The organism is Ancylomarina euxina (assembly GCF_003863355.1).
Lineage (GTDB): Bacteria > Bacteroidota > Bacteroidia > Bacteroidales > Marinifilaceae > Ancylomarina > Ancylomarina euxinus.
In genome coordinates, this window is sequence record NZ_QQWG01000002.1 from 12486 (window position 1) to 27579 (window position 15094).

Below are 15094 nucleotides of genomic sequence, written 5' to 3' on the forward strand. Positions count from 1 at the left end.
ACTTAATTAGTTGAATTCTATGCTTACAGCGTGTCACTAGCATTCCTTTAAACTTAGCGAAAAATGTAAGAAAAAACAAGAACTCAAAGTCTTTTTTTATTGATCTCTTGTGAAGACTAATTCCGTATCTGTAGAAAGATGAGGGGTGAAGATGTAGCCCTCAGAATTGAATGCTTTTAGATATTCTGGATCCGAAATCTTATTCTGGATGATATAGCGAGTCATCAGCCCTCGTGCTTTCTTTGCAAAGAAACTGATTACTTTATACTGACCATTCTTTAAATCTTTAAAGACGGGTGTGATAACCTCTGCTTTGATTTTCTTTTTATTTACAGATTTAAAGTATTCGTTTGATGCTAAATTTATAAGATATTTATCTTCTTTCTCATTTAAGGTTTTATTGATTTCATTAGTAATCTTATCGCCCCAAAATTCATATAAACTTTTACCTTTTGAAGTTTGAAGTTTTTTGCCCATTTCCAATCGGTAGGCTTGAATCAAATCCAGAGGTTTTAAGATACCATAAAGGCCCGATAGAATACGTAAGTTTTTTTGTGCTATTTGTAATTCATCCTCACTTAAAGTGGCTGCATCAAGTCCTGTATAAACATCACCTTTAAATGCTAGGATAGCTTGTTTCGCATTTTCCATATCGAATGGTAATTGCCAGTTTACAAAACGTTCGAAGTTTAGCTGTGCTAAATTTGGACTAATACCCATGAAATTGGCAATTTCATCAGTGGAGAGCTTTCTAAGTTGCTTCATTAAAGATTGAGATTCTTTTAAGAAGCTAGCTTCAGAATAATTTTGAGTAGCACTTTCAGTTTCGAAATCAAGAGATTTAGCTGGAGATATGAGGATTAACATATGTTGAATTTTTGATATTAAGAATCTAAGATATGTGATTTGAAACAGATATACTAATTGAGTTTTTTGATGTCGATATTGGTCTCATTTATATAGGCCTAAACATGCAAGTATGAAAAAAGCAGATGACTGGCATCTGCTTTAAAAACTCTATCTCTAAATGATATTTTTTAGATGTTTTGATCAGGATATAAAGATTCCCACCACTGTTTTTTATCTTTTAGGTGTTTAGCAAAATATGCAAAAATCGTATTATTCCACAAGATACGCTGCGTATAATTTAAAACTTGATGGTTCTGATCTTTTACTTGAATAAAATCAACCTCCTTACCTAAAAGTTTAAGTGCCTGGTACATTTGAATACTTTCGCCCAATGGCACATTGGTGTCAACACTTCCGTGAATAAGCAGCATAGGTGTTGTTACCTTATCTGCATTGAATAAAGGGCTTTGATCCACATATAATTTTCGATGGCTCCATGGGAATGATTTTCCCGAAGCATTGACACTATAAGAATATCCCCAGTAGCCCTCTCCCCAATATGAGGTAATGTCACTTATTCCGGCATGTGAAATTGCAGCTGCAAAAATATCAGTTCTGGTTTGCAGTAACATGGTCATGAAGCCACCATAAGATGCCCCAATACAACCAATCTTATTAGCGTCAACAAATGAGTGTGAGGCAGCAAACTTCTTTGTTCCTTCAATAATTTCATCAGCAGTAGTGATTCCCCAATTGTTTTGGTGCTCTGCAGAAAATTCTTGACCAAAGCCAGTGGCTCCGCTTGGTTGAAGTAAATAAACGACATAACCCATTGCAGCATATAAATTTAATGGGTAGCGACCACCAAAACTGCGTTCTACAGGAACAGTTCCAGCATAGTAATTTACAATCATCGGGTATTTCTTATTGGCGTCGAAATTTGGGGGATAATAAACACGGCCAATAATCGTTTTACCATCTTTTTTGGTGAAGTTCCAATCTTCAGTTTTTCCAAATTTAACCCGATTGAATTTCTCCTTCTCTGGATTAACAAGACTCGTAGATTCGTTTTTATTCAGGTCATAAATATACGCTTGGTATGGACTCGAAATGCTACAGGCAATATAGGCTATCTTAGAACCATTAGATGCGATATTAAAACTCTTAACAACATCGCTCTTGATATTTAATTTTGTGAAAACCTGATTTGACAGATCATATTTAAAAAGTCTAACGTAATCTTTATCATTCGCTTTAAAGTAAATATGACCATCATTTTTATTCCACACAGTACTGCCAATTGCAGGATCGAAATTGAAGGAAATTGGATTAACTTTCTTTGTTTTCAGATCCATGATATATAACTGACCATCGTAATTGTTGGCTAGTTTTTGCTTCCCAATATTCTCACCTAGTTTACCAAAGCAAGATGGACCAGCTTGTATTACTATTTTTGAATTATCAGGAGAATATTGGGCAGAACCTCCAAATAATTTATCTTCCCAAATGGTATCTATTTCAAAGGTTCTAAGATTCATTTGATAAAGATTCTGCTTACTGTAAGGATACTCTTTATAATCAGGTCTCGACTGGGTAAATATGATGTGTTCGCTATCGGAGCTAATGTCATTCAGTTGGGTTGAAAGCGTACCATGCGTTAGCTTTTGCTTAACACCACTTTCTACATTTAGCTTATATAAGAAGCTACGGTATCTAAAGCCAGGTAGGCGATCTTCCATGCCCTGAATTTTTCTGATTTTCCATTCCTTTGAATGGTCTTTAGCCTGAGAATAAATAATATTCCTGCAGTCAGGAGTCCAAGTATAAGATTCCAAATTGGAGATGTGCGTTGCAATTTCTCTTTCTTGTCCTTTATCTAAATCTAAAATAAAAAGAGAGGCTTCTCCATTATAATCTTTGGAATAAGAAAGTTTGTTGCCTTGTGGTAACCACTTTATTTGTGAAAGACTACTTCCTCTAAAAGTGTGAATGATTTTACCATTTATAATCGATTGAATAATTTTCCATTTTTCACTTTTGTCAGATGGAGGTAGGCTACGTGAATATGAAATTAAAGCATATTCTCCATTTGCAGAAAGGACCGATGAGTTTACTTTTTTACCATCAAGAATTTTGTTGATCGTAATGAATTGTTCATCTGAAGTTGAAATTTTAAAATCACCAGTTTTCCATCCATCCTCAGCTTTCAATTGAACTTTGAATGAGTTATTTTTATTAAGAGAAAGAGCTTTTATAATAAGGCAGTGTTTACCTGGATCTAAAGCGATATTAGCACTCAGTTCTTTAGCTACATTATCTTCCTGATTATAATGGGATGCAATTTTTTTTCCATCCAGATATATTTCAAGCATTGGGTAAGTCTTCACAATGAGCTTGGCTTTGCTCCAATCTTCAACTTCAATATAAGTTGCATAGTAGCTTAAGTGTTTGTCTGACCCCTTTGTGTTTAAATATCCTTTTTTGGATAGATCAGCCTTGTTCCATTTTAATTGAAGTTGATTCCAATTAAGGGTTTCATTTTCTTCAGGTTTTAATATTTCAAGATTGATGTAATTTTCGATAAGTAAATCCTTTATTTGAAAGCTTTTATTTTCAATATCCAAAGAATTATGAAAGGCTGGGAGTAAAACAGGAGCAGCTTCAGTCTGCAGCCAATTTTTGATTGCAACGTGTTTGTTGTCATCTTTTTTTTCTGCTGTACTGCTCAAATTAAAGATGAGCACCAAGGCAATAATGGAAAGTAGTTTGTTCATGAGATTGGTATCGTGTTTTAAGGTTTATGTATTGTGCTTGATAATTTAAAATTACATTTAAATGCTGTGTTAAGTATGAAAGATGATATGAGACCTTAAATATTATCATTTTAAGGCAGGACACAAAAAAAGCCCTAAACCAAATGGTTCAGAGCTTGTTTTTTTTCTTCCGTAAGAAAATGGGGATATTTATCGTTTTTCCATCAGAACGATATTCTCCACATGATGTGTGTGGGGGAACATGTCGACTGCTTGAATTTTAGTTACCTTATAAGCGTTATCCATCATTTCCAGATCGCGAGCTTGTGTTGCTGAGTTGCAACTCACATATACAATTCTGTTTGGTGCTGCCTGTAGAATGGTTTCAACTACATCGGCATGCATACCCGCTCTTGGAGGATCAACGATCATCATATCAGGATGGCCATGTTCAGCAATGAATTCAGCATTCAATACATTTTTCATATCCCCTGCAAAGAATGACGTGTTATCAATACCGTTGATCTCTGAATTTAATTTTGCATCTTCAATGGCTTCAGGTACATACTCGATACCTATCACTTTTTTAGCCTGACGTGCTACAAAGTTAGCAATGGTGCCCGTTCCTGTATATAAGTCGTAAACTACCTCGTCCTTTTGGATGTTGGCGAATTCACGTGTTTTACTGTAAAGTTCGTAGGCTTGCTCTGAGTTAGTTTGATAGAATGATTTTGGTCCGATTTTGAACTTCAGATCTTCCATTTGTTCGAAAATATGATCCACCCCTTTGTACAAAATAACTTCCTGATCCGTAATGGAATCATTGGCTTTTTCATTGATGATATACATCAGTGAAGTAATCTCTGGGAATTTTTCTGCCAAATGAGCCATAAGTCCTTCGCGTTTCTCAACATCTTCATGATAAAAAACAACAATGACCATCACATCTCCTGTAGTAGACGTTCTGATTACCAATGTACGTAAAAAACCAACTTGGGCACGAATGTCGAAAAAGCTTAAGTCGTTGGCAAAAGCATATTCTTTAATGGCCAAACGAACAGCATTTGAAGGTTCAGCTTGCAAGTGACATTTGTTGATATCAACTACTTTGTCGAATAGACGAGGTACGTGAAAACCAACTGCTGGTGTGCGAGCAATATCAGCATCGCTATTAATCTCGTCAAAGGTCAAATAACGCTTGTTAGAGAAAGTGAATTCCAATTTGTTACGGTAAAACTTAGTTTTAGCTGAAGGTAAAATAGGGTTAGCTTCAGGTAAATCAATTTTACCAATACGACTTAAATTGTCAAGAACCTCTTGTTGTTTGAAATTAAGCTGATCTAGGTAAGGCAGGTTTTGCCACTTACACCCCCCGCAGATTCCAAAATGTTCGCAGAAAGCATCCACTCTTAAATCGGAATATTTGTGAAATACAACAGGGTGACCTTCCATATAACTTTTACGTTTCTTTGTCACCTGCACATCCACAACATCGCCTGGTATCACGTTGGTTACAAACACAACTTTATCATCAACCTTAGCAATGGCCTTTCCTTCGGCTGCTAACTTTATAATTTCAATGTTCTCTAGTAAGGGTTTTCTGTTTCTATTACGTCCCACTTTGTATTTCTTTTAAGATTTGGCTGCAAATATAAGACAAATAAATAGTACTTAGAGTTTAATAAGTTATAAGTACTTAAAGTTAAAAAAGCAGTTTATGAACTTGTATGCTTAAGTATTCATAAGTACTCAAGACACTTTAAATACTTTAGACACTATTTTACTATCTTTGCAGCCCTAACGTATAAACATTTCATTTTTCATGATATCAATTAATAATCTTATAGTAGAGTTCGGTGGTTTTACACTTTTTAAAGACGTTACTTTTATCGTTAATTCTCGCGACCGAATTGGTTTGGTCGGGAAGAATGGCGCTGGGAAATCTACACTTTTGAAAATTTTTGCTGGTAAGCAAGAAGCTTCGAAAGGCACTGTAAGTATTCCTAATGAGATTAAGATTGGATATTTACCTCAACAGATGCATCATGAAGATGGCAGAACTGTGCTTGAAGAAGCTTTAACTGCTTTTGAAGAGGTTATTCAGTTGGAAAAAGAAATTGAGCAAATCAATAATGAAATTGCTGAGCGAACTGATTATGAATCGGAAGCTTATATGAAATTGATTAATCGATTGACTGAAAAGAACGATCGATATCATATGATGGGAGGAGAGAATATTCAAGCTGAAGCAGAACGTACGCTTCTTGGGCTTGGATTTTTACGCAACGATTTTACACGTCAAACCAACGAGTTTAGTGGTGGATGGCGAATGCGTATTGAATTGGTGAAAATTCTTCTACGTCGCCCAAATGTATTTCTACTGGATGAGCCTACCAACCATTTGGATATTGAATCGATTCAATGGTTAGAAGATTTCTTGAAGACTTATCCTGGTGCGGTAGTATTAGTTTCTCACGATAGGGCTTTTCTTGATGCGATAACCAATCGTACAGTAGAAATTTCAGTCGGCAAAATCTACGATTATAAAGTGTCCTATACGCAATATGTTGAACTTCACGCAGAGCGTCGTGAGCAACAAATGAAAGCCTATGTCAATCAACAAAAAATGATTAAGGAGACAGAGGATTTTATTGAGCGTTTTAGATATAAGGCGACCAAATCGGTTCAAGTACAATCACGAGTAAAACAACTTGAAAAGGTTGATCGTATAGAAATTGACGAGGTTGATAATTCTAAGCTAAATTTGAAATTTCCACCAGCCCCTCGATCGGGAGATTTGGTTTGCCAGGTTAAAGATTTGAGTAAAGCCTATGGAGATAATTTAGTCTTAAAAGATCTTGAATTTGTAATTGAACGAGGAGAGAAGTTAGCCTTTGTAGGTAAAAATGGGGAGGGTAAATCGACCCTTGTAAAGGTGCTGATGGGTGAGCTTGATCACACTGGAGTTTGCAAACTTGGTCACAATGTTAAGATTGGATATTTTGCTCAAAATCAGGCTATGATGCTCGATGGTGAGAAAACGGTTTTCGATACGATTGATGACGTTGCTGTAGGCGATGTGAGAACTAAGATTCGAGATATTTTGGGAGCGTTTATGTTTGGTGGCGAGGATATTGATAAAAAGGTAAAAGTACTATCTGGAGGAGAACGTTCTCGTTTGGCCATGATTCGTTTATTGCTTGAGCCAGTCAACTTGCTTGTTCTCGATGAGCCAACCAATCATCTTGATATGAAATCGAAGGATGTGCTTAAAGAGGCACTTCTGAAATTTGATGGCACTGTTATCGTTGTTTCTCACGATAGAGAATTCCTTGATGGCTTATCTTCTAAGGTTTATGAATTTACCAATAAAACCATTAAAGAACACTTAGGAGGAATTTATTCATTTCTTCAGAATAAGAAGATGGATACCATGCGAGAGTTGGATAGAAAACAGCAGGTAGCCAGTCAGGAAAAGGTTGAAGTTGTTTTATCTGAAAATAAACAGAGTTATCTGGAGCGTAAGGAATTGAGTAAGCAAATTTCTAAGCTGGAACGAAACGTAAGCAAGAGTGAGGAAATGATTGCTAAATACGAAAAGAAAATAGAAGACATAGAAGCTTTATTAACTGATCCAAAGAACCAAGATCAGGAAATGTTTAAAGCTTACGACGAGGCTAAAAAGAAGCTTGAGGAAGAGATGACCAGTTGGGAGAATCATAATGAAGAACTGGAAAACTTGATTCTTGAAAGAGGAGAATAAATCAATTAGATTTGATCATTAGATATGAAAAAAGCCCGATTTAAATCGGGCTTTTCTTTTTATAGTAGATTAAGAATTAATTCTTATTTCTTCTCTTCTTTTGGTAATAAAACTTTTCTAGAAAGTTTTAGTTTACCTGTTTTAGGATCGATACCGATAAGTTGTACATCAATAACATCTCCTTCTTTCAATACTTCGTCAACAGTGTTTAGTCTACGATGCTCAATTTCAGAAATGTGAAGTAAGCCATCTTTTCCAGGAAGAACTTCAACGAAAGCACCAAAGGCAACAATCGATTTTACTTTTCCTTGATAAATAGTTCCAACCTCAGGAATAGCAGTAATTCCTTTGATACGACCTAATGCAATATCGATAGCTTCTTTGTTGTTAGCTGAAATATCAACCACACCTTGTCCATCTACTTCTTCAATTACGATAACAGCACCTGAAGTTTCTTGAATCTCTTGAATGATTTTTCCACCTGGTCCGATCACAGCACCAATCATATCCTTAGGGATAACAATAGATACTATTCTTGGAGCGTGAGGCTTAAGATCTTCGCGAGGCTCAGCAATAGTCTCAGAAATTTTATCTAAAATATGAAGACGACCTGCGCGAGCTTGCATTAATGCTTGCTCTAAAACTTCGTAAGGTAATCCGTCTACTTTAATGTCCATTTGAGTAGCAGTAATACCATCTCTGGTACCGGTTACTTTAAAGTCCATATCACCTAAGTGATCTTCATCACCTAGAATATCCGAAAGAATAGCATATTTCTTAGCACCTTCAGTGGAAATTAATCCCATTGCGATACCAGTTACTGCTTTCTTCATTTGGATACCTGAATCCATAAGTGCTAATGTTCCCGCACAAACTGTAGCCATCGAAGATGAACCGTTTGATTCTAAAATATCAGAAACAATACGAACCGCATATGGACACTCATCAGGAATCATATTCTTAAGTGCACGATGTGCTAGGTTACCATGACCAACCTCACGACGAGAGATTCCACGAGAAGGACGTGCATCGCCAGTAGAGAAAGGAGGGAAGTTATAGTGAAGTGTGAATTTCTCTTTTCCACGGAAAAGTACATCATCAACCATCTTCTCATCTAACTTAGTACCTAATGTTACTGAAGTCAAAGATTGAGTTTCACCACGAGTAAACACAGCAGAACCGTGAGCACCTGGAAGGTAATCAATCTCAGACCAGATTGGACGAATCTCATCAGTCTTACGACCATCTAAACGAACTCTATCTTCAAGAACCATTTCGCGAACAGCATCTTTTTCCACATCGTGGTAGTAGCGTCCGATTAGGCTCATGTTAATCTCTGAAGATTCTTTCCCCTCCGAATATTCGGCTACAAACTCTTCTTTTACAGCTGCAAATGAAGCTGCACGTTCGTGTTTGTTAGGGTTTTGAAGTCTAGCAACTTCTAATACTTTTGCATAAGTTTTGTCTACGATTAACTGGCGAAGTTCTTCATCGCTTTCTTCGTGACAATACTCTCTTTTCTTAGTGTTTCCAACTGCTTCAGCCAATTCAACTTGAAGTTGACATTGCAATTTAATAGCTTCGTGAGCAATTTTGATAGCTTCAAGCATTTCTGCTTCTGAAACTTCTTTCATCTCACCTTCAACCATCATGATATTATCCTTGGTTGCAGCAACCATAATTTCCATATCAGAAATCTCTAGTTGCTCACGGTTTGGATTAATCATGAATTCGCCATTAACTCTAGCTACACGAACCTCAGAAATAGGCTCCAGGAATGGAATGTCAGATACTGCAATTGCTGCAGAGGCTGCAAGACCAGCAAGGGCATCAGGCATGTCGTTTGCATCAACAGAAATCAAGCTAATTGATACGAATGTATCTGCGTGATAATCTGAAGGAAATAATGGACGTAGGGCACGGTCCACAATACGACAAACTAAAATTTCATAGTCAGAAGGACGACCTTCTCTTTTCATAAATCCACCAGGGAAACGACCTAGTGCACTAAATTTTTCTTTGTAGTCAACAGACAAAGGCAAAAAGTCAACATCTTGCTTTGCACTTTTGGCAGATACTACAGTTGCTAACAACATGGTCTTACCCATTTTTACTACAACAGCTCCATCAGCTTGTTTTGCTAATTTTCCTGTTTCAATTGTGATGGACCTTCCATCACCTAATTCAATTGTTTTTTCGATTACATTCATCATTTGTAGTTTTATTCAAACTTATATTCGGATAAGGCGAAATGTTGCCGTACTTAAATAAAAAAAGCAATCCCGATTGCTCAGGATTGCTAATATTATAGATATTACTTACGCATTTTTAATGCCTTAATAATAGCACGGTATCTTTCAATATCTTTTGCTTTTAAGTAATCTAATAGGCTTCTTCTTTTACCTACTAGTAATTGCAGCGCACGTTGGGTACTGTAATCTTTTCTATTTTTCTTCAAATGCTCTGTTAAGTGAGCGATACGGTAAGAAAATAAAGCGATCTGAGATTCTGCAGCCCCAGTGTCTTTATTAGACTTTCCGTATGTTTCGAAAAGCTCTTGCTTTTTTTCTGCTGATAAATACATAGTACTTAAAATTAAATTGTTTTTGTTTGAACTATTAATTTGGCAAAAGTAAGGATTTATTTTTATAAATCAATAAGCTTACTTTGTTGTTTTCTCTGAGAAACTTAAAGATCTCAATAAAGAGGACAATTAAGTTCGTTTATAATATAAAAGAAGCCTCGAAACAGTGATTCGAGGCTTCTTAATTATATAATTTTGTGTTGTGATAGATATTATTCTACTTCAACATGCTCATCAATATAGTTTTCAAGAGGTGCACAAGTACACATCAAGTTTCTGTCTCCATGTGCATCGTCAACACGCGATACTGAAGGCCAGAATTTATTGTCAGCAACCCACTCTAATGGGTAAGCCGCTTTCTTACGAGAGTATGAATGGTTCCACTCATCAGCTGTTAATACCATATGAGTATGAGGCGCATTCTTAAGAACGTTGTCCTGTGCATCAGCTACACCATCTTCAATCTCTTTCATCTCACCATTGATTCTAGCCAATGCTTCAACGAAACGATCGAGTTCTTCCAATGGCTCACTTTCGGTAGGCTCTACCATAAGTGTTCCGTGAACAGGGAAAGACAGGGTAGGAGCATGGAAACCATAGTCCATCAAACGCTTCGCAATATCACCATCAGTAATACCAACAGTTTTATTAAATTCTCTACAGTCGAAAATCATTTCGTGACCTACACGACCTTTATCGCCTTTGTAAAGAATCTTAAAGCCTAACTTTTCGAATGAAGACGCAAGGTAGTTAGCATTTAAAATGGCCATTTTAGTTACTTCTTCTAAACCTGCAGTACCCAACATGGCGATATAACCGTAAGTAATAGGTAATACGCTAGCCGACCCGAAAGGAGCAGCAGATACCGCCGTAATTGCATTCTCGCCGCCTGTTTTCACGACTTTGTGTGAAGGTAAGAATTGAACCAAGTGTTCAGCAACACCAATAGGACCAACTCCAGGTCCACCACCACCGTGAGGAATAGCGAATGTTTTATGTAGGTTCAAGTGACAAACGTCAGCACCAATGGTACCTGGATTTGTTAATCCAACCTGAGCGTTCATATTTGCACCATCCATATAAACCTGACCACCGTTTTCGTGAATCAAGTTCATCATTTCTTTGATACCTGTTTCGAATACACCGTGAGTAGAAGGATATGTAATCATGTATGCACATAAATCATCTTTAAACTTCTCAGCTTTCGCTTTTAGGTCTTCGAAATCAACATTACCTTTTTCATCACAAGCAACAACGACTACTTTCATACCCGCCATAGTTACAGTTGCTGGGTTTGTTCCGTGAGCCGAAGCAGGGATTAAAACAACATTTCGGTGACCTTCGCCACGTGAGATATGATACTCACGAATTACTAATAAACCTGTGTATTCACCAGCAGCACCTGAATTCGGTTGTAGTGTACATCCGGCAAAACCTGTGATAGTAGACAACCACTGCTCAAGTTCAGTTATAATTTGAGTATAACCTTCAGCTTGATTGGTTGGGATGAATGGGTGAAGTCCACCGAACTCAGGCCAGCTAATAGGGAGCATTTCAGCAGCAGCATTCAATTTCATAGTACAAGAACCTAGAGAGATCATCGAAGTGTTTAGTCCGATATCTTTTTTCTCAAGGTTTTTGATATAACGCATCATTGCTGTTTCAGAATGGTAGCGGTTGAATACATCTAAAGTTAGGTATTCGCTTTTGCGAGCCAATTTCTCATCGAAATATAGCTTTTCTTCCATTGCTGTCTCAGCAACTTCAGCTTTGCTTACTGCATTTGCGAAAATATTTAGGATTACATTTAATTCTGCATCACTAATTTTCTCATCGGTAGAAATACCAACAGTTGTATCGTTGATATAACGGAAGTTCATTTCTTTCTCAAGAGCTGCGGTACGAATCGCTTCCATAGAAACACCTGCAGGCAATACAATCTCGATAGTATCGAAGAAGTTCTCTATATTTTGAGTGTAACCTAAAGCTTTTAATCCTTCAGAAAGGAAACCAGCTGCAGAGTGAATATGTGTAGCAATACGCTTGATTCCTGCCTGACCATGATAAGTCGCGTAGAAACCAGCCATTGTAGCTAAAAGAGCCTGAGCTGTACAGATATTCGAAGTCGCTTTTTCACGCTTGATATGTTGCTCTCTAGTCTGAAGAGCCATACGGATCGCTTTGTTACCTTGTGCATCTTTAGTTACACCGATAATACGACCAGGAACATTACGTTTGTATTCTTCACGACATGCTAAGAAAGCAGCATGAGGACCACCATATCCCATAGGAACACCAAAACGTTGAGAAGAACCAACAACAATATCAGCTCCCCACTCACCAGGAGCAGTAAGCAATGCCAAACTCATAAGGTCAGTAGCAACTGCAACTAGTGCATCAGTTCCGTGTGCTTTCTCTACAAATTCTGCGTAATCTTCAACGCTACCATTGGCAGCAGGATATTGGATGATTGATCCGAATACTGCATCAGTGAATTCGAAAGTTTTGTAATCTCCAACAATAAGTTCAATACCTAGAGGCTTTGAACGGGTAACCAGTACATCTAATGTTTGAGCAAAAATGTTTTCGTCAACAAAAAGCGTATTGGCGTTTGCCTTTTTCTTAGCTCTTGAACGTAAACTATGCATCATATACATGGTTTCACCTACAGCAGTTGCTTCATCAAGAAGTGAACTGTTAGCTAATTCCATTTTAGTTAGATCTAAAACAACTGTTTGAAAGTTCAAAAGTGCTTCCAATCTACCTTGAGAAACCTCAGCTTGGTATGGCGTATAAGGCGTATACCATCCTGGGTTTTCTAATACATTTCGAAGAATTACTGGAGGCGTGATTGTGTCATAATAGCCTTGACCAATAAATGTTCTGAATAATTTATTTTTAGCAGCAATACCTTTAATTTTCGCTAGATATTCATTCTCAGTTAAAGCTTCAGGAAGATCCAAAGCTTGAGTTAAACGTATATCAGAAGGGATTGTTTCTTCAATTAGGGCATCTAACGAGGATGCGCCAACAGTTTCCAACATTGTTTTAATATCGCCGTTGCGAGGTCCAATGTGACGGGAAACAAACTTTTCGGTTGCCATATTTTTGTAAAAATTTAGTGTTTGTGTAAAAAAGATTCACCTTATTTTGCGAGCGTAAATGTAGCAAAAGATTTAGGATTACATCGATTGCAAATTAGAAATAACTTTTCTGTTTTTCAACATTTCTTTTGTCTGAAAACAAGTCGATTAGTATAATGTTTGTTCATATTTATTCGATGATTCCTGATGATTTTCTTTATCTTCATGCAGCTTTTGTTCATAGGATGTTAAAAGCGAGTTAGATTAGTTGATTGAGATGTGTTATTTTTTTAGATTTCTTGTGCTCAAATTTTAAAGGCTAATCTATTTTTAATGGTATATTTGTAATTCAATTTTTCAAAATGACAGAACTAAAAGAAGGCGATAAAGCCCCAGTATTCTCTGGTATAAATCAAGATGGTGAGGTTTTGAAATTATCTGATTTTAAGGGGAAAAGACTGATTCTATACTTTTACCCTAAAGATAATACTCCAGGTTGTACTGCAGAGTCGTGTAATTTAAATGAAAATTACGATGAGCTAACAAAGCATGGTTTTGAGGTTGTAGGAGTGAGCCCTGATGACGCTGGAAAGCATCAGAAATTTATTGCCAAATATGACTTGGCTTTTAATTTGATTGCTGATACAGAAAAGGAAATACTAGAAGCTTATGGTGCTTGGGGTGAGAAGAAACTCTATGGTAAAGTTTATGATGGTGTTTTGCGAACAACATTTGTTATTTCTCCAGATGGGGTGATTGAGAAGATTTTTAAGAAGGTTAAGACAAAAGATCATGCCAATCAAATTCTAACAGAGTTAGGCATTCAATTTTAATGAAACTCATATTGGGTTTATCAAATTTATAAAATTAATAATACATAATAGATATGGCAACTAAAGATATTGCAGAAATTAATAAAGAAAAGCTGAAAGCGCTTCAGTTAACCATGGATAAAATTGATAAAACCTACGGTAAGGGTGCTATCATGAGAATGGGTGATGAGGCTGTTGTAGATTTGCCAGCTATTTCATCTGGTTCACTTTCATTGAATATGGCTTTGGGAATAGGTGGTTATCCTCAAGGGCGTATTGTCGAGATTTATGGACCTGAGTCTTCAGGTAAAACAACTTTGGCAATTCATGCAATGGCAGAAGTTCAGAGAGCCGGTGGTATTGCTGCTTTTATCGATGCTGAGCATGCTTTTGATCGTTTCTATGCTGAAAAATTAGGCGTTGATATTGAGAATCTGTTGATTTCGCAGCCTGACAATGGTGAACAAGCACTTGAGATTGCAGATCAGTTAATTCGTTCTTCGGCTATTGATTTGGTTGTTATTGACTCTGTTGCAGCTTTAACACCTAAGGCAGAGATTGAAGGCGAGATGGGGGAGTCCAAGATGGGACTTCAGGCTCGTTTAATGTCGCAAGCTCTTCGTAAGCTTACAGCTAATATCAGTAAGACCAATACCACATGTATGTTCATCAATCAATTGCGTGAAAAAATTGGTGTCATGTTTGGTAACCCTGAAACAACAACAGGTGGTAATGCACTTAAGTTCTACGCTTCGGTTCGTTTGGATATTCGTCGTATTGGTCAGATTAAAGATGGAGAAGATATTCAAGGCAACCGTACTCGTGTTAAGGTTGTTAAGAATAAGGTTGCTCCTCCTTTCCGTAAGGCTGAATTCGATATTATGTATGGTGAAGGTGTTTCGAAAACGGGTGAGATTGTCGATCTTGGTGTTGATTATAATGTTATTAAGAAAAGTGGATCATGGTTTTCTTATGGTGAAACAAAATTAGGGCAAGGCCGTGAGGCGGTTAAGCGATTAATTTCTGATAATCCTGAATTAGCAGAAGAGTTAGAGGCAAAAATTGTTGAAGCAATTAATGCTCCCAAAGAAAACTAATTTATATCATATTTTCTGAAAGCTTAAGCTGAATGAAATTAATTTTAAAAAGGTTCTCATGATATGAGAACCTTTTTGTATTATAAAAGCTTCGGTTTGAATTCAAAATAGTAAGACAAATTAAGTTAATCCTATTTTTTGTTTTATTTTTAC

The 15094-nt window shown here is 36.7% G+C and carries 9 protein-coding genes; 3 read left to right on the forward strand and 6 right to left on the reverse strand.

Features of this window, described 5'->3' with window-relative positions; all coding sequences use genetic code 11:
• Positions 1–96: 96 nt before the first annotated feature.
• From yaaA to rlmD, 3 genes are all read right to left on the reverse strand, one after another.
• The gene (yaaA, locus tag DWB61_RS02300) at positions 97–867 is read right to left on the reverse strand and encodes a peroxide stress protein YaaA (RefSeq protein ID WP_125029281.1); all 771 of its coding nucleotides are present in this window, start codon (positions 865–867) and stop codon (positions 97–99) included.
• 170 nt (positions 868–1037) lie between these two features.
• Positions 1038–3623, reverse strand: coding sequence for a S9 family peptidase (locus DWB61_RS02305; protein ID WP_125029282.1), 2586 nt, complete (start codon positions 3621–3623; stop codon positions 1038–1040).
• 189 nt (positions 3624–3812) lie between these two features.
• A complete protein-coding gene (gene rlmD, locus DWB61_RS02310; RefSeq protein ID WP_125029283.1) occupies positions 3813–5222 on the reverse strand; it encodes a 23S rRNA (uracil(1939)-C(5))-methyltransferase RlmD in 1410 nt (469 codons plus the stop codon).
• A gap of 202 nt (positions 5223–5424) precedes the next feature.
• Here rlmD and DWB61_RS02315 point away from each other — a divergent pair, with 202 nt between their 5' ends.
• Positions 5425–7365: an ABC-F family ATP-binding cassette domain-containing protein gene (locus DWB61_RS02315; protein WP_125029284.1), complete on the forward strand. Its 1941-nt coding sequence runs from the start codon at positions 5425–5427 to the stop codon at positions 7363–7365.
• An 83-nt stretch (positions 7366–7448) separates the two neighbouring features.
• Here DWB61_RS02315 and DWB61_RS02320 read toward each other — a convergent pair whose 3' ends face one another.
• The 3 genes from DWB61_RS02320 to gcvP all read right to left on the reverse strand — a co-directional run bounded on the left by DWB61_RS02320 (position 7449) and on the right by gcvP (position 13053).
• Positions 7449–9575 carry a polyribonucleotide nucleotidyltransferase gene (locus DWB61_RS02320; protein WP_225423344.1) on the reverse strand — a complete coding sequence of 709 codons (2127 nt, stop codon included), beginning with the start codon at positions 9573–9575 and terminating at the stop codon, positions 7449–7451.
• Positions 9576–9679: 104 nt separating this feature from the next.
• Positions 9680–9949, reverse strand: a complete 270-nt coding sequence (gene rpsO / locus DWB61_RS02325; protein WP_125029286.1) for a 30S ribosomal protein S15 — start codon at positions 9947–9949, stop codon at positions 9680–9682.
• Between the two features lie 212 nt (positions 9950–10161).
• On the reverse strand, positions 10162–13053 hold the full coding sequence (gene gcvP / locus DWB61_RS02330; protein ID WP_125029287.1) for an aminomethyl-transferring glycine dehydrogenase: 2892 nt from the start codon (positions 13051–13053) through the stop codon (positions 10162–10164).
• A 341-nt stretch (positions 13054–13394) separates the two neighbouring features.
• On the opposite strand from gcvP, the gene bcp reads away from it, so the two are divergent.
• Together bcp and recA are read left to right on the forward strand one after the other, a co-directional pair.
• Positions 13395–13865 carry a thioredoxin-dependent thiol peroxidase gene (gene bcp, locus DWB61_RS02335; protein WP_125029288.1) on the forward strand — a complete coding sequence of 157 codons (471 nt, stop codon included), beginning with the start codon at positions 13395–13397 and terminating at the stop codon, positions 13863–13865.
• A 53-nt stretch (positions 13866–13918) separates the two neighbouring features.
• Positions 13919–14941, forward strand: coding sequence for a recombinase RecA (gene recA, locus DWB61_RS02340; RefSeq protein WP_125029289.1), 1023 nt, complete (start codon positions 13919–13921; stop codon positions 14939–14941).
• Positions 14942–15094: the final 153 nt, after the last annotated feature.

Excerpts from the sequence above, each read along its gene's own strand:
- yaaA (WP_125029281.1), bottom strand. The coding sequence starts at position 867 with ATGTTAATCCTCATATCTCCAGCTAAATCTCTTGATTTCGAAACTGAA.
- DWB61_RS02305 (WP_125029282.1), bottom strand. The coding sequence starts at position 3,623 with ATGAACAAACTACTTTCCATTATTGCCTTGGTGCTCATCTTTAATTTG.
- DWB61_RS02315 (WP_125029284.1), top strand. The coding sequence starts at position 5,425 with ATGATATCAATTAATAATCTTATAGTAGAGTTCGGTGGTTTTACACTT.
- DWB61_RS02320 (WP_225423344.1), bottom strand. The coding sequence starts at position 9,575 with ATGAATGTAATCGAAAAAACAATTGAATTAGGTGATGGAAGGTCCATC.
- rpsO (WP_125029286.1), bottom strand. The coding sequence starts at position 9,949 with ATGTATTTATCAGCAGAAAAAAAGCAAGAGCTTTTCGAAACATACGGA.
- gcvP (WP_125029287.1), bottom strand. The coding sequence starts at position 13,053 with ATGGCAACCGAAAAGTTTGTTTCCCGTCACATTGGACCTCGCAACGGC.
- bcp (WP_125029288.1), top strand. The coding sequence starts at position 13,395 with ATGACAGAACTAAAAGAAGGCGATAAAGCCCCAGTATTCTCTGGTATA.
- recA (WP_125029289.1), top strand. The coding sequence starts at position 13,919 with ATGGCAACTAAAGATATTGCAGAAATTAATAAAGAAAAGCTGAAAGCG.